18 protein-coding genes are annotated in these 21741 nt (G+C 70.9%); 6 read left to right on the forward strand and 12 right to left on the reverse strand.

The features are described from left to right. Positions 1 to 172: 172 nt before the first annotated feature. The gene (locus AMK29_RS29720) at positions 173 to 1858 is read right to left on the reverse strand and encodes a ribonuclease J (protein ID WP_073818854.1); all 1686 of its coding nucleotides are present in this window, start codon (positions 1856 to 1858) and stop codon (positions 173 to 175) included. Between the two features lie 99 nt (positions 1859 to 1957). Further along, positions 1958 to 2857: a 4-hydroxy-tetrahydrodipicolinate synthase gene (gene dapA, locus AMK29_RS29725; protein ID WP_073818856.1), complete on the reverse strand. Its 900-nt coding sequence runs from the start codon at positions 2855 to 2857 to the stop codon at positions 1958 to 1960. Positions 2858 to 3205: 348 nt separating this feature from the next. Between dapA and AMK29_RS29730 the strand changes: the two genes are divergently transcribed. Both AMK29_RS29730 and AMK29_RS29735 read left to right on the forward strand, forming a co-directional pair. Then, positions 3206 to 3445, forward strand: a complete 240-nt coding sequence (locus tag AMK29_RS29730) for a hypothetical protein (protein WP_073818858.1) — start codon at positions 3206 to 3208, stop codon at positions 3443 to 3445. A 54-nt stretch (positions 3446 to 3499) separates the two neighbouring features. Continuing rightward, complete coding sequence (locus AMK29_RS29735; protein ID WP_073818860.1) at positions 3500 to 4060, forward strand: hypothetical protein; 561 nt, start codon at positions 3500 to 3502, stop codon at positions 4058 to 4060. Here AMK29_RS29735 and AMK29_RS29740 read toward each other — a convergent pair. The 6 genes from AMK29_RS29740 to eccD form a co-directional block, all read right to left on the reverse strand. Then, positions 4050 to 4502, reverse strand: a complete 453-nt coding sequence (locus AMK29_RS29740) for a tetratricopeptide repeat protein (RefSeq protein WP_073818862.1) — start codon at positions 4500 to 4502, stop codon at positions 4050 to 4052. The two genes, AMK29_RS29735 and AMK29_RS29740, sit on opposite strands and share 11 nt — an antisense overlap. Before the next feature lie 5 nt (positions 4503 to 4507). Further along, positions 4508 to 5260: a 4-hydroxy-tetrahydrodipicolinate reductase gene (gene dapB, locus AMK29_RS29745; protein WP_073818864.1), complete on the reverse strand. Its 753-nt coding sequence runs from the start codon at positions 5258 to 5260 to the stop codon at positions 4508 to 4510. Between the two features lie 28 nt (positions 5261 to 5288). Beyond that, positions 5289 to 6668, reverse strand: coding sequence for a M16 family metallopeptidase (locus AMK29_RS29750; RefSeq protein WP_073818866.1), 1380 nt, complete (start codon positions 6666 to 6668; stop codon positions 5289 to 5291). Further along, positions 6665 to 8884 carry a polyribonucleotide nucleotidyltransferase gene (locus AMK29_RS29755; protein ID WP_073818868.1) on the reverse strand — a complete coding sequence of 740 codons (2220 nt, stop codon included), beginning with the start codon at positions 8882 to 8884 and terminating at the stop codon, positions 6665 to 6667. Before AMK29_RS29755 ends, AMK29_RS29750 begins: the two co-directional genes overlap by 4 nt. A gap of 279 nt (positions 8885 to 9163) precedes the next feature. Then, positions 9164 to 9454 (reverse strand): 30S ribosomal protein S15, encoded by a 291-nt coding sequence (gene rpsO / locus AMK29_RS29760; RefSeq protein ID WP_030206644.1) that lies wholly within the window; start codon positions 9452 to 9454, stop codon positions 9164 to 9166. A 201-nt stretch (positions 9455 to 9655) separates the two neighbouring features. Beyond that, entirely contained in the window at positions 9656 to 11134 is a 1479-nt protein-coding gene (eccD, locus tag AMK29_RS29765; RefSeq protein ID WP_073818870.1) for a type VII secretion integral membrane protein EccD, read from the reverse strand. Between the two features lie 182 nt (positions 11135 to 11316). Here eccD and eccCa point away from each other — a divergent pair, with 182 nt between their 5' ends. Both eccCa and AMK29_RS29775 read left to right on the forward strand, forming a co-directional pair. After that, complete coding sequence (gene eccCa / locus AMK29_RS29770; protein ID WP_073818872.1) at positions 11317 to 15270, forward strand: type VII secretion protein EccCa; 3954 nt, start codon at positions 11317 to 11319, stop codon at positions 15268 to 15270. Positions 15271 to 15385: 115 nt separating this feature from the next. Continuing rightward, positions 15386 to 15679: a DUF397 domain-containing protein gene (locus AMK29_RS29775; protein ID WP_198942360.1), complete on the forward strand. Its 294-nt coding sequence runs from the start codon at positions 15386 to 15388 to the stop codon at positions 15677 to 15679. Positions 15680 to 15747: 68 nt separating this feature from the next. Here AMK29_RS29775 and AMK29_RS29780 read toward each other — a convergent pair whose 3' ends face one another. The 4 genes from AMK29_RS29780 to eccB all read right to left on the reverse strand — a co-directional run bounded on the left by AMK29_RS29780 (position 15748) and on the right by eccB (position 19437). Further along, a complete protein-coding gene (locus AMK29_RS29780) occupies positions 15748 to 16035 on the reverse strand; it encodes a WXG100 family type VII secretion target (RefSeq protein ID WP_073818874.1) in 288 nt (95 codons plus the stop codon). A 47-nt stretch (positions 16036 to 16082) separates the two neighbouring features. Next, positions 16083 to 16433, reverse strand: coding sequence for a WXG100 family type VII secretion target (locus tag AMK29_RS29785; protein WP_073818876.1), 351 nt, complete (start codon positions 16431 to 16433; stop codon positions 16083 to 16085). Positions 16434 to 16623: 190 nt separating this feature from the next. Further along, positions 16624 to 17877 (reverse strand): type VII secretion-associated serine protease mycosin, encoded by a 1254-nt coding sequence (gene mycP / locus AMK29_RS29790; RefSeq protein ID WP_073818878.1) that lies wholly within the window; start codon positions 17875 to 17877, stop codon positions 16624 to 16626. A 12-nt stretch (positions 17878 to 17889) separates the two neighbouring features. After that, positions 17890 to 19437: a type VII secretion protein EccB gene (eccB, locus tag AMK29_RS29795; protein WP_073818881.1), complete on the reverse strand. Its 1548-nt coding sequence runs from the start codon at positions 19435 to 19437 to the stop codon at positions 17890 to 17892. A 190-nt stretch (positions 19438 to 19627) separates the two neighbouring features. Here eccB and eccE point away from each other — a divergent pair, with 190 nt between their 5' ends. After that, positions 19628 to 20932 (forward strand): type VII secretion protein EccE, encoded by a 1305-nt coding sequence (gene eccE / locus AMK29_RS29800; protein WP_073818882.1) that lies wholly within the window; start codon positions 19628 to 19630, stop codon positions 20930 to 20932. Further along, the gene (locus tag AMK29_RS29805) at positions 20932 to 21741 is read left to right on the forward strand and encodes a hypothetical protein (protein ID WP_073818884.1); all 810 of its coding nucleotides are present in this window, start codon (positions 20932 to 20934) and stop codon (positions 21739 to 21741) included. The genes eccE and AMK29_RS29805 overlap by 1 nt, the downstream gene beginning before the upstream one ends.

The raw sequence follows: 21741 nt of genomic DNA on the forward strand, positions 1-21741 counted from the left end.
GGCGGTTCCGACTTTATCAGATGATCTGAGTCGGATTTCCCGCCTCCCGAAGAACCGTTAAGGCGCACGGCGGCGCCGGTGGTTCCCGATCTGGCGGAGCCGTAAACGTACTGGAGCGGGGCGCCCCGATGCAAATCGAGGCGCCCCGCTCCGGAGTTGTGCTGGTCAGACGTCAGACCTCGACGACGACCGGGAGGATCATCGGTCGCCGGCGGTAGGTGTCGGAGACCCACTTGCCGACGCTGCGGCGGATCAGCTGCTGGAGCTGGTGGGGCTCGACGACGCCGTCCTGGAACGACTTGTTGAGCGCCTGGTCGATCTTCGGGATCACCGCGTCGAACGCGGAGTCGTCGATGCCGGAACCCCGGGCGTGGACGTGCGGGCCGCCCACGATCTTGCCGGTCGAGGAGTCGACCACGACGAAGACCGAGATGATGCCCTCCTCGCCCAGGATGCGGCGGTCCTTGAGGGAGGTCTCGGTGACGTCGCCGACCGAGAGGCCGTCGACGTACACGTAACCCGCCTGGACCTTGCCGGTGATCCGGGCGCGGCCGTCGACCAGGTCGACGACGACGCCGTCCTCGGCGATGACGATGTGGTCCTTGGGAATGCCCGTCATCGCGCCGAGCTCGGCGTTGGCCCGGAGGTGGCGCCATTCGCCGTGGACCGGCATCAGGTTCTTCGGGCGGCAGATGTTGTAGAAGTACAGCAGCTCGCCGGCCGAGGCGTGACCCGAGACGTGGACCTTGGCGTTGCCCTTGTGGACGACGTGCGCGCCCCAGCGGGTCAGGCCGTTGATCACGCGGTAGACCGCGTTCTCGTTGCCCGGGATGAGGGACGAGGCCAGGATGACCGTGTCGCCGGGGACGATGCGGATCTGGTGGTCGCGGTTGGCCATGCGGGACAGGGCGGCCATCGGCTCGCCCTGGGAGCCCGTGCAGACCAGCACGACCTCGTCGTCCGGCAGGTCGTCGAGGGTCTTCACGTCCACGACGAGGCCGGCCGGGACCCGGAGGTAGCCCAGGTCACGGGCGATGCCCATGTTGCGGACCATCGAGCGGCCGACGAAGGCGACCCTGCGGCCGTACTCGTGGGCGGCGTCGAGGATCTGCTGGATGCGGTGCACGTGGCTGGCGAAGCTCGCCACGATGATCCGCTTCTGGGCGTTCGCGAAGACCGTGCGCAGGACGTTGGAGATGTCCTTCTCCGGCGGGACGAAGCCCGGGACCTCGGCGTTCGTCGAGTCGGACAGGAGGAGGTCGATGCCCTCCTCGCTGAGCCGCGCGAACGCGTGCAGGTCGGTGAGGCGGCCGTCCAGCGGGAGCTGGTCCATCTTGAAGTCGCCGGTGGCGACGGCCATGCCCGCGGGGGTGCGGATCGCGACCGCGAGCGCGTCCGGGATGGAGTGGTTGACCGCGATGAACTCGCAGTCGAACGATCCGAGGATCTCCCGGTCGCCCTCCTTCACCTCGAGGGTGTAGGGGCGGATGCGGTGCTCCTGGAGCTTGGCCTCGATCAGGGCGAGGGTCAGCTTGGAGCCGATGAGCGGGATGTCCGGCTTGAGCCGGAGCAGGTAGGGGACGGCACCGATGTGGTCCTCGTGGCCGTGCGTGAGCACGATGCCTTCGATGTCGTCGAGGCGGTCCCGGATGATGGTGAAGTCCGGCAGGATCAGGTCGACGCCGGGCTGCTCCTCCTCCGGGAAGAGGACGCCGCAGTCGACGATGAGCAGACGGCCGTCGAACTCGAAGACCGTCATGTTGCGGCCGATCTCACCGAGGCCGCCGAGCGGGATGACGCGCAGGGCGCCCTTCGGCAGCTTCGGCGGGGCGCCGAGTTCAGGATGCGGATGACTCAAAAGACTCTCCTCACCACGCACGCCACGTACCCCTCGGCACGTGGCGCGCATGACATTCGTGCACTTGCTGTTGTCAGTGTTCAGTTGTGAAGTCCGTTGTCAGAGCTCTACCCCGCCGGCGGCCAGGTCGACCTTGAGCTGCTCGGTCTCCTGGGGGGAGAGCTCCACGAGCGGCGGCCGCAGCGGGCCGGCCGGGAGGCCCTGGAGGGCGAGGGCGGCCTTGGTGGTCATGACGCCCTGGGTGCGGAACATGCCGGTGTAGACCGGCAGCAGCTTCTGGTGGATCTCGGTGGCCTTCTGGACCTCGCCGCCCAGGTGGGCGTCGAGGAGGGCGCGGAGCTCCGGGGTGACGACGTGGCCCACGACGGAGACGAAGCCGCAGGCTCCGACGGAGAGCAGGGGCAGGTTGAGCATGTCGTCGCCGGAGTACCAGGCGAGGCCGGAGCGGGCGATGGCCCAGCTGGCGCGGCCGAGGTCGCCCTTGGCATCCTTGTTGGCCACGATGCGCGGGTGCTCGGCGAGCCGGACGATCGTCTCGGTGTCGATCGGGACGCCGCTGCGGCCGGGGATGTCGTAGAGCATCACCGGGAGCTCGGTGGCGTCGGCGATGGCCGAGAAGTGCCGGTACAGGCCCTCCTGCGGGGGCTTGTTGTAGTACGGCGTCACGGCGAGCAGGCCGTGGGCGCCGTCGCGCTCGGCGGTGCGGGCGAGCTCGATCGAGTGGTGGGTGTCGTTGGTGCCGATGCCGGCCACGACGTGGGCGCGGTCGCCGACCGCCTCCAGGACCGCTCGTACCAGCTCCGATTTCTCCGCGTCGCTGGTGGTGGGGGACTCGCCGGTGGTGCCGTTGATGACGAGGCCGTCGTTGCCTGCGTCCACCAGGTGGGTGGCGAGTCGCTGGGCACCGTCGAGGTCGAGTGCGCCGTCCGCCGTGAAGGGCGTGACCATGGCGGTGAGGACCCGCCCGAAGGGGGTCTGCGGAGTGGAGATCGGAGCCATGGGTAACACGCTACTCGCTGCTCAGCGCCGGGTGGCCCTTAGGGGGACAGGAGAAAGGAGCCCGGCGCTGCCTGCTCGGGGGTTCAGGCAGCGCCGGGTCCGTTTGATCAGCCTAGATGAACTTCGTGAAACGTCGCAATACGGACACTTCGCATCGGGTGTTCGGACATCTGTGCCCCGACAGGCCGGATGGCCGTCCCTGCGGAGTAGCACGCAGGTCGGTGGCATCGGCCCCCGGCGTCCTACCGGAGAATGAGATTCGGCCGCTTTGATGAAAAAGGGCACCAAAACGTCGGATCCGTCGTCTCTACCTGTGACGCACCATGACGACCGAGGAGAGTGGCTCTGATGTTCCGCCGGGATGAGGCCGTACCGTTCGCGTTCGTCGCGGAGGCCGACCACTTCCGCAGTAACGTCACTCCTCCGCCACGTGAGCGCCTTGGCGCCTCGCAGATCGTCGGCCGTACGCTGCTCGGACTGACCGTCGTGGCAGGCCTCGTCGGGTCGCTGATCTTCGGGATGCCGTCCCTCGACTCCGGGGACTCCGCCACTCGTCAGCAGCAGTCCGAGGCGTCCGACAACCGCTGAGGTAGCCTCACCGGGCACTGCCCCTTCGAGCGTGCCTGTGAGTGAGGACCTGTCGTGCCCCTGCCCTTTCTGACGGCCGACCGTGCTTTTGACACGACCGACCACGTCGCCCTGCCGTTCGACGATCACGACCAGTGGCGGCGTCCTTACCGGCCGGGTTCCTGGCGGGTCGGGTCGGCCGCCCTGGCGCTGCTGCTCGCCTCGTTCGTCCTCCTCGCCGCGGTGATCATCGCCGCGGCGGGAGCCTTCGACGGCGGTGCCGCCACCCTGGCCGTCGCCGTGCTCGTCATCCTGGCCGCCCTGCGGATGCTCCGCATGGGGACCTGGGTGAGCCGCGCCGGCGTACGCCGCGTGGCCTTCTTCTCGACCGTCACCGTGCCGTGGGCGAAGGTGACCTCCGTGCGGACCGTGCAGCAGCCGGTGCGCTGGCTGGGGCTCCCCCGCACCGTCCAGGGGCAGGCCCTGGTGCTGGGTCGGCAGGGTGGTGAGCAGCTGATGCTGCTCACCGACCACAACGCCGACTTCCTCTCCCGGGTCGAGGCCTTCGACCGGGCGGCCGACACGGTCGAGGCCTGGCACGCCGAGTACGGCGTGGCCCCGGCCGTCACGCGCTGACCGGACGCCCCTCGTGGAGGGCGATGGCCCGCTGCATCGCCTTGCGGGCCCTGGGGGTGTCGCGGGCGTCGTGATAGGCGACCGCGAGCCGGAACCAGCAGCGCCAGTCGTCCGGTGAGTCCTCCGTCTCGGCCTTGCGCCGGGCGAAGACCTCGTCGGCGGAGTCGCGGTCGATCCGGCCGCCCTCCGTGCGCTTGAGTTCGTCGACGGGCAGGCCGCCCTCCGCCTCCAGTTCGGTGGCGAGGCGGCCCGCCTGGCGCGCGAACCGGGTGTTCTTCCAGAGGAACCAGCCGCCGACCCCGGGCAGCAGGAACGCCACGGCGCCCATGCCCATGGCGGCGGGCTCGCCGGTGAGGAGCAGCAGGACGCCCTCCAGGGCCACCACGCCGAAGACGAGGACGAGCACGGTGGCCAGGAAGACGTACGTGATCTTTCCGCCCATGGCCGTCAGCCCAGGTCCAGGAAGTGCTCCAGGCCGAAGGTGAGGCCCGGGGCGGTGGTCACGCGGCGGGCGCCCAGGAGGATGCCCGGCATGAAGCTGGAGTGGTGCAGGGAGTCGTGGCGGACGGTGAGGGTCTCGCCCTCGCCGCCGAGCAGGACTTCCTGATGGGCGAGCAGGCCCCGGAGCCGTACCGCGTGGACGGGGACGCCGTCGATGTCGGCGCCCCGGGCGCCGGCCAGAGCCGTGGCCGTGGCGTCCGGCTGGGCACCGAGACCGGCCTCGGCGCGGGCCGCGGCGATGAGCTGGGCCGTCCGGGTGGCGGTGCCCGAGGGGGCGTCCACCTTGTTCGGGTGGTGCAGCTCGACGACCTCGACCGACTCGAAGTACGGGGCCGCGATCTGGGCGAACTTCATGGTGAGGACCGCGCCGATGGAGAAGTTCGGCGCGATGAGGACGCCGGTCTCCGGGGAGGCGGCGAGCCAGGTCCGCAGCTGCGCGAGGCGGTCCTCGGTCCAGCCGGTGGTGCCGACGACGGCGTGGATGCCATGGCGCACGCAGAAGTCGAGGTTCTCCATCACCGACGCGGGGGTGGTCAGCTCGACGACGACCTGGGCGCCCGCCTCGGTGAGCGTCTCCAGCTTGTCGCCGCGGCCGAGGGCCGCGACCAGTTCCATGTCCTCGGCGGCCTCGACGGCCCTCACGGCCTCGGAGCCGATACGGCCCTGTGCTCCGAGGACCGCCACGCGCAGCTTGCTCATTGCTCTGATTTCCTTAGGGATCTCGGGGTCAGGAGACCGCTCGGTGGAGCCGGTCCGCCTGCTTGTCCTTCAGCGGGCCGATCACCGAGAGCGAGGGCCGCTGGGCCAGTACATCGCGGGCGACCTCCCGGACCTCGTCCGGGGTGACGGCCGCGATCCGGTCCAGCATGTCGTCGACCGACATCTGGGTGCCCCAGCACAGCTCGCTCTTGCCGATGCGGTTCATCAGCGCGCCGGTGTCCTCGAGGCCCAGCACGGTCGAACCGGAGAGCTGTCCGACGGCGCGGGCGATCTCGTCGTCCGTGAGGCCGTCGGAGGCGACCTTGTCGAGCTCGTCCCGGCAGATCTTCAGGACGTCGTGGACCTGGTTGGGCCGGCAGCCCGCGTACACGCCGAAGAGGCCGCAGTCGGCGAAGCCCGAGGTGTACGAGTACACGCTGTAGGCCAGGCCGCGCTTCTCGCGGACCTCCTGGAAGAGACGGGAGGACATGCCGCCGCCGAGGGCGGTGTTCAGCACCCCGAGGGCCCAGCGGCGCTCGTCGGTGCGGGCCAGGCCCGGCATGCCGAGGACCACGTGGGCCTGCTCGGTCCTGCGGTTGAGCAGCTCGACCCGGCCCGCCGCGCGCAGGGTGCGCGCGCCGTCGCGGGGGGCGACGGGGGTGGCGTCGGTACGGGTGAGGGCGCCGGCCTTCTCGAAGGCGCGGCGGACCTGGCGTACCACCGTGGCGTGGTCGATGTTGCCCGCGGCGGCGACGACCAGGTGGGTCGGGTCGTAGTGCTTCTTGTAGAAGCGGGCGATCTGGCCGCGGGTGAGGCCGTTGACGGTGTCGACGGTGCCGAGGACCGGGCGGCCCAGCGGGGTGTCGCCGAACATCGTCCGCGCGAACAGTTCGTGCACGACGTCACCGGGGTCGTCCTCGGTCATCGCGATCTCCTCGAGGATGACGCCGCGTTCGGCGTCCACGTCCTCTTCGAGGATCAGCGAGCCGGTGAGCATGTCGCAGACGACGTCGATCGCCAGCGGCAGGTCGGTGTCGAGGACGCGGGCGTAGTAGCAGGTGTACTCCTTCGCCGTGAAGGCGTTCATCTCGCCGCCGACCGCGTCGATCGCGGCGGAGATGTCGAGGGCGGACCGCTTGTGGGTGCCCTTGAAGAGGAGGTGCTCCAGGTAGTGGGTCGCGCCGTTCAGCGCCGGGGTCTCGTCGCGGGAGCCGACGTGCGCCCAGATGCCGAAGGTGGCCGAGCGCACGGAGGGGAGGGTCTCGGTGACGATGCGGAGGCCGCCGGGGAGGGTCGTGCGGCGGACCGTGCCGATGCCGTCCTTGCCCGGGAGAAGCGTTTGGGTACGGGCGACGGCCCGCCCCTCCGAAGAGGGGCGGGCCGTCGTCACGGAACTACGGGACGTCACTGGTCGGTGTCGCCCTTGTCGTCGGCGGCGCCGTCCTCGTCCGCGAGGACGGGGACGAGGGAGAGCTTGCCGCGCTGGTCGATCTCGGCGATCTCGACCTGGACCTTGGCGCCGATCGCGAGCACGTCCTCGACGTTCTCCACGCGCTTGCCACCGGCGAGCTTGCGGATCTGCGAGATGTGCAGCAGACCGTCCTTGCCGGGCATCAGGGAGACGAAGGCACCGAAGGTGGTGGTCTTGACGACCGTACCCAGGTAGCGCTCGCCGACCTCCGGCATGGTCGGGTTGGCGATGCCGTTGATCGTGGCGCGGGCGGCCTCGGCCTGCGAGCCCTGGGCGGCACCGATGTAGATGGTGCCGTCGTCCTCGATCGTGATGTCGGCGCCGGTGTCCTCCTGGATCTGGTTGATCATCTTGCCCTTGGGGCCGATGACCTCACCGATCTTGTCCACGGGGATCTTGACGGTGATGATCCGCGGGGCGTTCGGGGACATCTCGTCCGGCGTGTCGATCGCTTCCATCATCACGTCGAGGATGTGGAGGCGGGCGTCGCGGGCCTGCTTGAGGGCCGCGGCCAGGACGGAGGCCGGGATGCCGTCCAGCTTGGTGTCGAGCTGGAGGGCGGTGACGAACTCCTTGGTGCCGGCGACCTTGAAGTCCATGTCGCCGAAGGCGTCCTCCGCACCGAGGATGTCGGTGAGGGCGACGTAGTGGGTCTTGCCGTCGATCTCCTCGGAGATCAGACCCATGGCGATACCGGCGACGGGGGCCTTGAGCGGCACACCGGCGTTCAGCAGCGACATGGTGGAGGCGCAGACCGAGCCCATCGACGTCGAGCCGTTGGAGCCGAGGGCCTCGGACACCTGACGGATCGCGTAGGGGAACTCCTCGCGGGTCGGCAGGACCGGCACGAGGGCGCGCTCGGCGAGCGCGCCGTGGCCGATCTCGCGGCGCTTGGGCGAGCCCACGCGGCCGGTCTCACCGACGGAGTACGGCGGGAAGTTGTAGTTGTGCATGTAGCGCTTGCGGGTCACCGGGGAGAGGGTGTCCAGCTGCTGCTCCATGCGGAGCATGTTGAGGGTGGTGACGCCCAGGATCTGGGTCTCGCCACGCTCGAACAGCGCCGAGCCGTGCACGCGCGGGATGGCCTCGACCTCGGCGGCGAGCGTACGGATGTCCGTGATGCCGCGGCCGTCGATGCGGACCTTGTCCTTGATGATCCGCTCGCGGACCAGCTTCTTGGTCAGCGCGCGGTAGGCGCCCGAGATCTCCTTCTCGCGGCCTTCGAAGGCCGGGAGGAGCTTCTCGGCGGCGAGCTCCTTGATGCGGTCGAGCTCGGTCTCGCGCTCCTGCTTGCCGGCGATGGTGAGCGCCTTGGCGAGGTCGCCCTTGACGGCGGCGGAGAGCGCCTCCAGGACGTCGTCCTGGTAGTCGAGGAAGACCGGGAACTCGCCGGTGGGCTTGGCGGCCTTGGCGGCGAGGTCCGACTGGGCCTTGCAGAGGACCTTGATGAAGGGCTTCGCGGCCTCGAGACCGGCGGCGACGATCTCCTCGGTCGGCGCCTCGGCGCCGTCCTTGACGAGCTGGATGGTCTTCTCGGTGGCCTCGGCCTCGACCATCATGATCGCGACGTCGCCGTCCTCGAGAACGCGACCGGCGACGACCATGTCGAAGACGGCGTCCTCGAGCTCGGTGTGCGTCGGGAACGCGACCCACTGGCCCTTGATCAGGGCGACACGGGTGCCGCCGATCGGGCCGGAGAAGGGCAGGCCGGCCAGCTGCGTGGAGCAGGAGGCGGCGTTGATCGCGACCACGTCGTACAGGTGGTCGGGGTTGAGCGCCATGATCGTCTCGACGATCTGGATCTCGTTGCGCAGGCCCTTCTTGAAGGAGGGGCGCAGCGGCCGGTCGATCAGACGACAGGTGAGGACGGCGTCCTCGGAGGGGCGGCCCTCCCGGCGGAAGAAGGAGCCGGGGATCTTGCCGGCCGCGTACATCCGCTCCTCGACGTCCACCGTGAGGGGGAAGAAGTCGAGCTGGTCCTTGGGGCGCTTCGAGGCGGTGGTCGCCGAGAGGACCATCGTGTCGTCGTCCAGGTAGGCGACGGCGGAGCCGGCGGCCTGCTTGGCGAGACGGCCGGTCTCGAAGCGGATGGTGCGGGTACCGAAGGCGCCGTTGTCGATGACGGCCTCGGCGTAGTGGGTCTCGTTCTCCACTATGGGTTTCTCCTACGTGTTCGTCTTTGCGTCCGGGGCCCGTGTGGCCGGGGACGGTGTGCGACGGTGGCGAAGGAGCGCCTCGGGTGCTGGCCGGTCTTCGATCGAAGCACCCGGAACGTCGTGTCCGGGGGCCACTACCGAGGACCGGCGGCGAGCCGGCGGCTCCTCGCTCGTCCTATGGGGTTGTGCGACCAGCCTAAGTGCCGATGCGCACTTTGTGCACGTACAGCAAAGGGAGCGGCCCCCTGAAAGTGGGAACCGCTCCCTCCACGCGTCTTACTTGGCGCCGCCGGCCGCACCGCGGCGGATGCCGAGGCGGTCGACCAGCGTACGGAAGCGCTGGATGTCCTTCTTGGCCAGGTACTGCAGCAGGCGGCGGCGCTGGCCGACCAGGATCAGCAGACCACGGCGGGAGTGGTGGTCGTGCTTGTGCTGCTTGAGGTGTTCGGTCAGGTCCGAGATGCGACGGGACAGCATCGCGACCTGGACCTCGGGGGAGCCGGTGTCGCCCTCCTTGGTGCCGAACTCGGTCATGATCTGCTTCTTGACAGCGGCGTCGAGAGCCACGCGGTTCTCCTCTTGGTGTTCGTGCGCCCGTGAGTGCCCCTGGTCTAGGTCTCAGGGGAAGCTTCCGTGACTCGACGGGCGAAGGTCCGATGGGCGCAGCTTCCAGAGGCTTCCGACCGAGTCGGGGGCATTCCGGGAGCGCGTACACAAACGGCCGTCACACAGCGTACCAGCTCGCCGGAGCGCCGCCGGCTCCCGGTCCTACTTGCTGGTGAGGGAGCGGACCGCCGAGAAGACGTCGAGGACGGCGAGGCAGAGCGGGACGAGGGAGAGCAGCACGAACGCCTCGGCCAGGTCGAGGAGGCGGCCCCAGAAGGGGGAGAGACCCTTCTTCGGGATGATCAGGCCGATCGCGGTGATCAGCGCGGCGCCCGCCGCGACGGCCGCGGTGAGCCAGATCGTACGGATGTCCAGGCCGCCCCGGTCGCCGTACATCAGGAGGTCCTTGACCAGGTCCGCCGGCGGGTTGAGGGAGAGGCCGAGGACGAGCAGGGCGATGGCGGCGATGCCGGCGACGAGGACGCAGGCGACCTGCGAGGTGTAGCGGAAGAGGCGGGCGCGCAGCAGCATCGCCAGGCCGGAGGCGAGGGCGAGGAGCTGGCCCCAGACGTTTCCGGCGAAGCCGAGGACGGCGGCGGAGCCGACGACGACGGCAGCGCAGCCGCCGACCAGGCCGAGGAGCATCTCGTGGCCGCGGCGGGCCTGGAGCGCGATGCGCTCGCCGTCGACGGGCTGCGCGTCCTCGCCGGCCTGCTGCTGCGGGTCGCCGTGGAACTCGTCGTCGGCGGCGCTGCGCGGGGCGGCGTAGCCGATGGGGAGCCGGGCGAAGCGGGCGGAGAGGCCGGGCAGGAAGGCGACGAGGCCGATGGCGACGGGCGCGCAGACGGCGGCGGTCTCGGTGGCGGTGGTCTCGGTGAGGATCGCCAGGAAGGTGGCGAGGGTGCCGACGCCGGCCAGGAAGGTGGCGGCGACGAAGGGCGCGTCGCCGCTGGGGGTGAGCGCGACGAGGGCCACCGAGGCGACGAGGACGGTGACGCAGCCGAGCAGGAACTGCAGGCGGCCGGGGCCCTGGCCGGCGTCGGGGCCGACGATGCCGGAGCCGGCGATGAGCAGCAGCGGCAGCGCGCCGAGGCCGAGGGCGACGGCGGTCGCCCGGTCGCCGTACACGCGGGCGCGTACTCCGGCGAAGGCGGTGAGGAGGAGGCCGGCGGCGCCCGCGATGATCCCGGGCAGGCTGTGCATGTCGTGGCGGACCGGGTCGGCGAACCAGAGGACGAAGCCCATGAGGACGAGGAGCAGCACGCCGCCGAGGAGTCCGGCGCCGCGGAGCAGCTCGTCGCTCCACAGGTGCCGGTCGCGGGTGACGGCGGAGGCGACGGCGTCGGACACGTCGTCGTAGACGGCCGGCGGCAGGGACTGGGCGAACGGGCGTAGGGAGAGCACCTCGCCGTCGAGGACCTGCTGGGCGGCGAGGGTGCGGGCGCCGTCGAGGACCGATCCGTCCCGGCGGACCAGGTGGTAGCCGGTGGGGGTGCCGGCGGCCTGGGTCTGTCCGGTGAGCCGCAGGATCTCCGGGTAGACGTCGGCGACGGCGATGTCCTCGGGGAGCGCGACGTCGATGCGGCTGTCCGGCGCCACGACGGTGACGCGGCAGAAGCCGGTCGCTGCGGTCGTACTCACTGTGTGGACCCCCTGATTCGCGGTTGCGCACGATGCGCGCGCCACCCTACCGGGGACGGCCGGTGGGGGCTGCAAGTAGGATCGCCGTCCCATGGGGGAAGTCCGTGCGCCCGGCTGCCGACAGGGGTGCCGAGTGGATGCTCCCGCCACGAGCCCGCCTCCAACGAGGGATTGATGCGCCGGTGAGCCAGATCGTCGTCAAACGCCCGCCGAGGTCTCTTCCGCCGGAAGTGCCCGGTGAGGAACTGGTCCTGGAGTCTCCGCCGGAACTTCCGCGGGGGCAGCAGGAGTCGGCGTTGATGCAGCTCCTGCCGATGCTCGGCATGGGCTCGTCGGTGGTGTTCTTCTTCATGACGCCGTCTCCGATCATGCGGATCATGGGCACTCTGATGCTGGCGTCGACGGTCGCGATGGCGGTCGCCCAGTTCGTCAGATTCCGTCGCGGTACGCAGGGGCAAATGGCCGATGTCCGCCGCGACTACCTCAAATACCTCGCGCAGACCCGGCGTACGGTCCGGCGTACGGCCCGCAAGCAGCGGGACGCGCAGCTGTATCTGCACCCCGCCCCCGAGCAGTTGTGGTCGGTGGTGGCCGAGGGTTCGCGGGTGTGGGAGCGCCGGGTCGGCGACCATGACTTCGGGCAGGCGCGGATCGGGCTCGGGGCGCAGCAGTTGGCGACGCCGCTGGTGGCGCCGGACACCGCTCCGGTGGACGAGCTGGAGCCGCTGTGCGCGGGCGCGATGCAGCAGTTCCTCGCGGTGCACGGCACGTTGGACGGGCTGCCGATGGCGGTCTCGATGCGGGCCTTCTACCACGTGACGGTGTCGGGTGAGCCGGAGTCGGCGCAGGCGGCCGCGCGTGCGCTGGTGGCGCAGCTGGTGACCCTGCACTCCCCCGAGGACCTGGTGGTCGCGGTGGTCGCGGCCCGGGCCTCGCAGGAGCGGTGGGACTGGGCGAAGTGGCTGCCGCACACGCAGGTGCCGGGTCAGGTCGACGGTGCCGGTACGAAGCGGCTGTTCGGCGACGACCTGGGCGAGCTGGAGGGCCTGATCCGGTCGAAGCTGGACGGGCGGCCCCGGTTCTCCCGGGACAACCAGCCGGTGCTCGACCAGCCGCACGTGGTGGTGGTCCTGGACGGCGGCATGGTGCCGCCGGACTCGCTGCTCGCGGCGCCCGAGGGCCTTCAGGGCGTGACGATCGTGGAGGTGGTCTCGGGCGAGCTGGACGAGCCGCGCGGTGGCCTGTCGGTGGTGGTACGGCCGAACCGGCTGTCGCTGGAGTTCGGCGGCGGCTTCGCGTACGAGGGGCTGCCGGACGGCATCTCGCTTCCGGCGGCGGAGGCCCTGGCGCGGCAGCTGGCGCCGTTGCGGATGGGCGGCGGGGACGACGACGAGCCGCTGCTGGCCAACCTGGACTTCACGGATCTGCTGAACCTGGGCGACGCGGCCTCGGTGGACGTGGCGCGGACCTGGCGGCCGCGGTCGGTGGCCGAGCGGCTCCGGGTGCCGATCGGTGTCGGCGAGGACGGCCAGCCGGTCATGCTGGACCTGAAGGAGGCCGCGCAGGAGGGCATGGGCCCGCACGGTCTGTGCGTCGGTGCGACGGGTTCCGGCAAGTCGGAGCTGCTGCGGACGCTGGTGCTCGGGCTCGCGGTGACGCACTCCTCGGAGACGCTGAACTTCGTCCTCGCGGACTTCAAGGGCGGCGCGACCTTCGCGGGCATGTCGCAGATGCCGCACGTGGCGGCGGTCATCACCAACCTCTCCGACGACCTGACGCTGGTCGACCGCATGGGCGACGCGATCCGCGGTGAGCTCCAGCGTCGCCAGGAGCTGCTGCGGTCGGCGGGCAACTACGCCAACATCCACGACTACGAGAAGGCGCGGGCGGCCGGTGCCCCGCTGGAGCCGCTGGCCTCGCTGGTCCTCGTGATCGACGAGTTCTCCGAACTCCTCACCGCCAAGCCGGACTTCATCGACATGTTCATCCAGATCGGCCGCATCGGCCGGTCCCTGGGCGTACACCTGCTGCTGGCCTCGCAGCGCCTTGAGGAGGGCAAGCTGCGCGGTCTCGACACGTATCTGTCGTACCGGATCGGTCTGCGGACCTTCTCGGCGGCGGAGTCACGGACGGCGATCGGCGTGCCGGACGCCTATCACCTGCCGTCGGTGCCGGGTTCGGGCTATCTGAAGTTCGGTACGGACGAGATGACCCGCTTCAAGGCGGCGTACGTCTCGGGGACGTACCGGACGGGCGGGCCGCGTCTGGAGATCGGTCAGCTGCCGGTGGAGCGGCGTCCCGCGCTGTTCACGGCGGCGCCGGTGCCGGTGGTGTACGCGGCGCCGGACCCGGCGTACCTGACGGCCCAGCGCGCGGAGGAGGACGACGCGCTCGCGGACACGGTCCTCGACGTGATCGTGCGGCGGCTCGAGGGCCAGGGGGTGCCGGCGCACCAGGTGTGGCTGCCGCCGCTCGACCAGGCGCCGTCGCTCGACCAGCTCCTTCCGGGGCTCGCGCAGACGGCGGACCGGGGGCTCACGGCGACGGAGTACACGCGTCAGGGCGGGCTCACGGTGCCGCTCGGCCTCATCGACAAGCCGTTCGAGCAGCGGCGTGAGGTGCTGTACCGGGACTTCTCGGGTGCGGCCGGTCACATGATGGTGGTCGGCGGTCCGCAGTCCGGGAAGTCGACGATCATGCGGACGCTGATCTCGTCGTTCGCGCTCACCCACACCCCGGCCGAGGTGCAGTTCTACTGTCTGGACTTCGGTGGCGGCGGCATGGTGGCGCTCGCCGACCTGCCGCACGTCGGCGGGGTGGCGTCACGGCTCGACCCGGAGCGGGTGCGCCGGACGGTCGCCGAGGTGATGGGCGTCCTCAACCGCCGGGAGGAGTTCTTCCGTACGCACTCCATCGACTCGATGACGACGTTCCGGCGCAAGCGGGCCGCGGGCGAGCTGCCCGGCGAGGCCTGGGGTGACGTCTTCCTGGTCGTGGACGGCTGGGGCAGCTTCCGCAACGACTACGACATGCTGGAGCCGATCGTCGCCGACATCGCGGCACGCGGTCTGGGCTACGGCATCCACGTGGTGATCACCGCCTCCCGGTACATGGAGGTGCGGGCGGCGCTCAAGGACCAGATGCTGGGCCGCCTCGAACTGCGGCTCGGTGACGTCATGGACTCCGAGTTCGACCGGAAGGTCGCGGCGAACGTGCCGCCGGGGGTGCCGGGGCGCGGTCAGGTGCAGGAGAAGCTGCACTTCATGGGCGCGCTGCCGCGGATCGACGGATCGAGTTCGGCCGCCGACCTGTCGGAGGGAACGGCCGCGTTCGTCCGGTCGGTGGGGGCGAGCTGGAACGGGGCCCCGGCTCCGGCGGTGCGGCTGCTGCCGCGCAAGCTGCCGGCGGAGCGGCTGCCGAAGGGCTTCGAGTACCCGCAGCACGGCATCGCGATCGGTATCGACGAGACGAACCTGGAGCCGGTGTTCGTCGACTTCGAGTCGGATCCGTTCTTCCTGATCTTCGGTGAGAGCGAGTCCGGCAAGACGGGGCTGCTGCGGCTCATCGCGAAGCAGCTGTGCGAGCGGTACACGCCGGAGCAGGCGCGGATCGTGGTCGGCGACTACCGGCGGACGATGCTGGAGGCGGTGGCGCCCTCGCACCTCCTGGAATACGCGCCGATGGCCTCGGCCATGCAGATGCACATGGACGCGATCAACACGGTGATGACGAAGCGGGCGCCGAAGCCCGACATCACACCGCAGCAGCTGCGGGACCGCAGCTGGTGGACGGGTCCACAGCTGTTCGTCCTCATCGACGACTTCGAGCTGGTGGCGACCAACTCGGGTAACCCGCTGGCGGTCCTGGTGGAGAACCTGCCGTTCGCGCGGGACGTCGGCATCCGGTTCATCGTGGCGCGCAACCAGGCGGGTGCCTCGCGGGCGATGTACGAGCCGTTCATGCAGCGGATGCGGGAGCTGGGCGCGCAGGGCGTGATCCTCTCCGGCGACCCGCAGGAGGGCGACATCCTGGGCAACGTCCGGGCCAGGCCGATGCCGCAGGGCCGGGGCACGTTCGTGTCGCGGAAGCGGGGCACGCCGCTGGTGCAGCTGGGCTGGCTGCCGGAGCAGCACTGACGGGACGGCGCGGACGGGGAACAGGGCCCGCGGGCCGCGGATTTCCCGCTGATCGGGTACGGCGGTCCCACTACTGTGGGAGGGACCGCCGTACGACCGCGAAGGGAACGCGCCGATGACCGACGCAGCACACGACAGCACCGAGCTCGCCGGGAGCCCGGCCGACGCCCTGGCCGCCGAGAAGCAGCGCCAGAAGGACGAGCTGTACGCGCTGGACATCTCCGGCGTCGAGTGGCAGGGCGCGCCGGGGACGAGCCCGGACGAGGAGCGGGTGGAGATCGCGCGGCTCCCGGAGGGCGCGGTGGCGATGCGTTCGTCCCTCGACAAGGAGACGGTGCTGCGGTACACGAAGGCCGAGTGGGACGCGTTCGTCCTCGGCGCCCGGGACGGCGAGTTCGACCTGCGGTAGGCGCCGGACACGCGTGAGGGGGTGGCCCGTCGGGAACGGGCCACCCCCTCACGTACGTCCGCGGGATGTCACATGCGGAACCGGGCGGCGTTGCCCCGGTCGGTGTCCTGGTAGCCGATGACCGACTCGTCGAGGAGCTGGGCGATGCGCGCCAGGTCCTGGTTCATGCCGGCCATGTCGCGGGTCAGGCGGTCCTGGGTCTCGCGGTACGCGATCTTGGCCTCACCCTCCCAGTTGCTGGCGACGCGGTTGACCTCGGCCATGAGGTCGTCGAGCTTCTGGGTGAGGGTGGTGGAGGTCAGGCGGGTGTCGGCCGCCGCCTGCGTCACGGTGTCGTAATTGACCGCAGTGGTCATGGTGTTGACTCCTGGAGTGAGAGTGGCGCGGAGGGCTGTCGGGTGGCTCAGACGCCGAGGATGGCGCTCTGGTTGCCGCCGCCGCCGGCGCCACCGCTGGTGTCCATCGTGCGGAAAGACCGCAGACGGTCCTCCTCCTCGCGCGAGAACCCGTCGGCGCTCATGCGCATCATCTCTTCGAGCTTGGACAGCTCCTGGCGCATGCTGCGCAGACGCTGGTTCAGGTCGTTCTGGACCCGGTCGTACTCCTTGCTCGCAGCGCCCTGCCAGCCCGCCTGGACGCGGTCGACCACGCCGTTGAGGTTGGTGATGCGGGACTGGAGCTCGTCGGAGAAGTCCTGGATCCGGCCGGCGAGCTTGACTTGTTCGGCACTGGTTACGTTCAGGTCTTTCGACATCTTGCCCCTTCTTCCTTCGGTGGCGTCGACGGCTCGGCCGTCGGGCCCTCCGTTCGTGATGCGGACGGGAATCTTCTGATGCCGCCCCCGTGCTGGGCTCGCACTGCCGTGCGCCCCGCGGTCACTTTAGCCATTGACGGCGGCAGTTCCAACTGCAAAGGAAGGTCCGGATACTTGACCGTTACGCGGGTCAACGGACCCCTCTTCGACGGCGGCTGTCGCGGATCACGATGGCGGTTCCGGCGACCACGGCCACCAGGACGACACCGATCCCCAACGCGTAGGTGGCGAGCCGTTCGGAGCGCTCCTGAGGCGTCTCCGACAGCGCCAGACGGGCCGGCTCGGGGGCCGGCGGCTTCGGCGGCGCCGGGTCGGCCGTGGGCGAGGACGCCGGCGTCCCCGGGACGTCGGCGAGCGCCCGTACCGGGTCGATCACCCCCCACCCGACGTGGTTGTCGCGGCCGTTGATCGAGCGGACGGCGGTCTGCTCGATCCGGGCGACGATCTGGGCCGCCGTCCACTTCGGGTGCTCGGCCCGGAGCAGGGCGGCGACACCGGCGACGTACGGGGCGGAGAAGCTCGTGCCGTTGTCGACGCACTGGCCGCCGCCGGGGACGGTGGAGACGATGTCGACGCCGGGGGCGGCGACGCCCACGAAGGTGCCGGACTGGGAGAAGGCGGCGCGCTCGTTGTTGCGGTCGGACGAGGCGACGGCGAGGACTCCGGGGAAGGCGGCCGGGTACGTGGTCTTCAGCTTGCCGTCCATGCCGTCGTTCCCGGCGGAGGCGACCACGACGATGTTCTTCTTGATCGCCGCGGCCACGGATCTGGCCATGTCCGAGTCGGCGTCGAGGGCCTGGGTGGTGTCCTGCGAGATGTTGATCACGTGGGCGCCCTTGGCGACGGCGTGGTCGATCGCGAGCGCCATCGTGTCGGACTTGCCGCTGTTCTTCTCGTCGTTCTGCCGGATCGGGATGATCGTCGCCTCGGGGGCGAGACCGACGAAGCCGGTACCGGCACGGGGGCGGGCGGCGATGATGCCGGCCACCTTGGTGCCGTGGCCGACGTCGTCGACGGTGCCGTCGGTCTTGCCGCGCAGCTCGTCGCCGAGACCGGGGTTCTTCTTGTCGGGCTTGAGGAAGTCCTTGCCCGCCTTGGCGTCGACGGCGGTCCTCAGCTGCGGGTTGACGTCGTCGACGCCCGTGTCGATGACGGCGACCCGGATGCCCTTGCCCTTGGTGTCCTGCCACAGCTCGTCGAGGAGCACCCGCTGGAGCGGCCAGGGGATGCCCTCGATCTGCTTCTTCATCGGGAAGGTGCACTCGCCGCTGCCGTCGAGGACAGGCCCGTCGTGGCGCGGCGCGGCCGCCGCCGGGGGCGCCACGAGGAGGGCGGTGAGGGTGCCCGCGGCGAGCAGGGCGGCCGTGCGGTACGTGGTCGTCACCGGTGCCACCCCCTAGGAACCCTGCGGCTGGCGCGCGCTGTTGGTGTCGAGTCGTGGACCCTTCGACAGGAACTCCGACCACTCGATCGGGACGAGGGCCGGCATGACCTTCTCGTAGCCGAGACGCTTCTGGGCGTCGCTGGGTTCCGGACGTCCGTCGGTCTGCTGCTCCTTGTCCCCGGCGCCGATCTCGGAGCGGGCGGAGTCGCTGTCGCCGTTGGCCTGGACGGCGTAGCGGAGACCGGTGTCGGTGACGAGGAACAGCGAGCCGTCGGGCGTCTTCTGCTTGCCCTGGATCTGGGTGTAGAGCAGGCCGGTGCCCGGGGTGACGTACGTGCTGGTGCCGCCCGCCGTGATGTCGGCGGGGTACTTGGTGCCGGCCCAGGTGGCGAGGGTCGTCCCGCCCTTCTCGTCGACGCCGGTGAGGACGCTGCACACGGTGTCGCGGGCGGACGCGCCGGTGGAGTCGTTGACCTGGGTGGACTTCAGCTGCGGCCAGCGCGCCTCGCCGTGGAAGACGGTGGGGTCGGGGACGAACGAGGAGGCGTCGACGGTGGTCGGCTCACCGTCCATGTCGAGGACGCCGGTCTGCCGGGAGTTGATGAGGAGCCAGGCGGTGAACGAGGTGACCGGCTGGACCTTCCCGGCGAGCACGACGTAGTGCTGGGGTCCGGAGCCGGTCTGGGCGAGCAGGACCATGCCGATCCGGCTCTCGGTCTCGTTCAGGGTGCTGTCCGGGATGTCGGCGGGGGCGCCGATGGTTCCTTCGAGGTGCGGGAAGTCCACCGGGTCGCCGGTGTTCAGGGTGGCGAGCCAGTCGTCGGTGACGGGCTGCGGCTCCTTGCCGAGGCCGAAGAGGGCGGTGAGCAGTCCGGGACTGTCGGCCTTGACCGGGTACTTGGTGCCGGTGTGGTCGACGAGGAACTGCGCGGAGCCCTTCTGTCCCTTGACGTAGAGGATCTGCCCGTTCTTCAGCCGGCCGGCGCCCTCGGTGCGGGGGATGTCCCGCTCGGCGAAGAGGAAGGTCGCCTTCTGGACGCTGGCGCCCTTGCCTCCGCCGGGCTGGACGCAGACGGCCCAGCGCTTGGCCTTGCCCGCGTCGTCCGCGGTGGGAAGCCGGTCGGGGGCGTACGGGATGCCGAGGATCGGGCCGCGCGGCGGCTTGCCCTCGTCGAGCTTCTTGTCGGCGACCTGGACGACCTGGAACTGGTCGGGGTTGAGGAGGAGCCGCGCGGAGGCGAGGTTGAGGACGGGGTGGAGCAGGGTCTTCTTGTCCTTGCCCTTGCCGGTCTCCAGGACCACGTACCGGGTCGTCGACTGCTTGCCGACGATCACCCGGGTACCGGGGGTGTCCCAGCCCTTGGGGGCCTGGGGGCTGAACATGCCCCAGGCGCCGAAGCCGGCGACGACGAGCGCGGCGACGATCAGACCGGGGACGATCGCGCGCAGCGGCCTCGGCGCCCCCTCCTCCGTGCCGGAGGGCGAGGGTTGGAGGAATGCCGCCACCGTGCGCTTCTTCGCAAAGGTGTACGCGTTGAGCTCGTCCCGCCGCGATGCCATGAGTCCCCATTCTCGTCAGGCGCGATCTTCGCGCGGGAGCCGGGGGAGCTGGCACCCGGGCCCCGGCCGTCGGACCGGCCACCTACTATGCCTGCTGTCCCGAGGGGTTCGTGGGGCGGGTAGGGTGATCCGGCCGCCAAAGCCCTGGCGGGCCAGGGTGATCGGGACGAATTGAGGGGGATTCTCCATCATGGCTTCCGCGACGCGGACGCGGCCCGCCGCGGCCACCACCTCCGAACCCCCGTCCACGGGACCCGTCTCCTCGGTCTCGCCGAGGCTCCAGGCGCGCCCGGGACACTTCGGTTCGTTCCAATTGCAACAGCTCGTACTGATCGAGGTGGCGGCGGCTCTGCTCGTCGTGGCCTGGGTCGTGGAGCCGATGCTCCTCGTGCCGGCGGGCGTGGTCGCCGTCGTACTCCTGCTCCTCGCCGTCGTGCGCCGCCACCGGCGCTCCCTGCCCGAGTGGCTCGGCACCTTCCTCGCGCTGCGGGCCCGCACGCGCCGGGCGGCCTCGTTCACGGTGCCGGAGGGCACCGAGCCGGGGTTCGCGCCGGTCGTGGAGTGCGACCCGGCGCTGCGGACGTACGCGTACAGCGACCGTGACCGGCGCCCGGTCGGCATGGTCGGGGACGGCACCTTCCTGACGGCGGTCCTGCGGGTGGAGTCGGACGGCACCGCCCTGCGTCCGGACCGTGCGGCCCGACCGCTGCCCGTCGGGCTCGTCCGGGACGTGCTGAGCGTGGACGGCATCCGGCTGGAGTCGGCTCAGATCGTGCAGCACACCCAGCCGGCGCCCGCGCCGCACCTGCCCGCGCAGTCCATGGCCGCGCGCAACTACGGCCCGCTGCAGGCGCAGACGGGTTCGCCCGCGGTGCGGATCACCTGGATCGCGCTGAAGCTCGACCCCGAACTGTGCCCGGAGGCGGTCGCCGCGCGCGGCGGCGGCGTGCGGGGCGCGCAGAAGTGCGTGGTGCGGGCGGCGGACCAGCTGGCGAGCCGGCTCGCGGGCGCCGGGTTCTCGGCGAGCGTGCTGACGGAGCAGGAGCTCACGTCGGCGCTCGCCACCTCCACCTGCGCGAGCCCGATGGCGATCGCGCAGGCGGGCCGGGGGCAGACGCAGGGGCGGCGGACCCAGGAGACCGCGCGGACCTGGCGGGTGGACGACCGGCGGCACACGACGTACTGGGTCGGGCGCTGGCCCCAGTTGGGCGGCCAGGGCGGCCGCGCGGGGGCCTCGATGCCGCAGCTGGTGGCCCTGCTGACCTCGCTGCCCGCGCTCGCGACGACGTTCAGCCTGACGCTGAGCGGCGGGGACCGGCAGGAGGTGACGGTGGCCGGACACGTACGGATCACCGGGCGCAGCGACGAGGAACTGGTGGCCGCGCGGCACGAACTGGAGCGCGCGGCACGCGGGGTGAGGACGGGTCTGGTGCGGCTGGACCGGGAACAGGTGCCGGGCATCCTCGCGACGCTGCCGCTGGGGGGTGCGCGCTGATGTCCTCCTCCGTCTCCTCCTTCGGTACGCCGGCCCGCTCCGGGCGGCCCGACGCACGCGGTACGGAGTCCCGGGGTACGGGCTCTCGCGGTACGGTCCGGGGCACGCGGCCCCGGTTCGGTTTCGGGCTCGTCGGACCGCGCCGGGACAAGCACTCCGTCGCCCTCGACCAACTCGACGCGCTGGCCCTGCCGGTCGGCGACGACGGCATGGTGATCGGCGTCGACGCCGAGAACCGCCCCGCCGTGCTCGGCATCAACCGGCCCGTCCCGTACGACGTCACCCTCATCGGCGGGCTGTGGACCGCGCAGGTACTGGCCCTCCGGGCCGCCGCGACGGGCGCCCGGGTGGCGGTCGAGACCGGCCGCGCCCAGGCGTGGACGGCGCTCGCGCAGGCCGCGGGCGGCGGCCAGCCGTGCATCGCCCTGCACGACGTGGGGCGGGTGCCGCCGCAGGGCGCGTCCGCCGGCAGTCCGGTGGTCGTGGTGCGTGACTGCGGCATGCGCCCGCCGCGCGGCCGGGTCGTGTCGGCGCCCTGGCAGTCGGTGGTGACGCTGCTGCCGTATCTGAGCCCGGTCGCGCCCCGGCTCCTGGAGAAGTCCTCGCTGGTCGGCGTGCAGCGGGTCTCCCCCGACGAGGCCGCGCAGATCGGCCGCATCATGAGTCTGCCGCGCCATGAGTACGAGGCGCTGTCCACGCTCGCGGACGGGGTGACCCTCTGGTGCACGCAGAGCGACCGCCAGTTCGTCATGACCCAGGCGACCGATGCCGAGACCGGATTGTTGGGCGGCGCGCGCCGGATGGACTGA

The sequence above is a fragment of the Streptomyces sp. CB02261 genome, assembly GCF_001905665.1.
GTDB lineage: Bacteria > Actinomycetota > Actinomycetes > Streptomycetales > Streptomycetaceae > Streptomyces.

Bases quoted from the DNA above. Each gene is read 5' to 3' on its own strand.
- dapA (WP_073818856.1), bottom strand. From the start codon at position 2,857: ATGGCTCCGATCTCCACTCCGCAGACCCCCTTCGGGCGGGTCCTCACC.
- AMK29_RS29730 (WP_073818858.1), top strand. From the start codon at position 3,206: ATGTTCCGCCGGGATGAGGCCGTACCGTTCGCGTTCGTCGCGGAGGCC.
- AMK29_RS29740 (WP_073818862.1), bottom strand. From the start codon at position 4,502: ATGGGCGGAAAGATCACGTACGTCTTCCTGGCCACCGTGCTCGTCCTC.
- dapB (WP_073818864.1), bottom strand. From the start codon at position 5,260: ATGAGCAAGCTGCGCGTGGCGGTCCTCGGAGCACAGGGCCGTATCGGC.
- AMK29_RS29775 (WP_198942360.1), top strand. From the start codon at position 15,386: ATGACCGACGCAGCACACGACAGCACCGAGCTCGCCGGGAGCCCGGCC.
- AMK29_RS29780 (WP_073818874.1), bottom strand. From the start codon at position 16,035: ATGACCACTGCGGTCAATTACGACACCGTGACGCAGGCGGCGGCCGAC.
- AMK29_RS29785 (WP_073818876.1), bottom strand. From the start codon at position 16,433: ATGTCGAAAGACCTGAACGTAACCAGTGCCGAACAAGTCAAGCTCGCC.
- eccB (WP_073818881.1), bottom strand. From the start codon at position 19,437: ATGGCATCGCGGCGGGACGAGCTCAACGCGTACACCTTTGCGAAGAAG.
- eccE (WP_073818882.1), top strand. From the start codon at position 19,628: ATGGCTTCCGCGACGCGGACGCGGCCCGCCGCGGCCACCACCTCCGAA.
- AMK29_RS29805 (WP_073818884.1), top strand. From the start codon at position 20,932: ATGTCCTCCTCCGTCTCCTCCTTCGGTACGCCGGCCCGCTCCGGGCGG.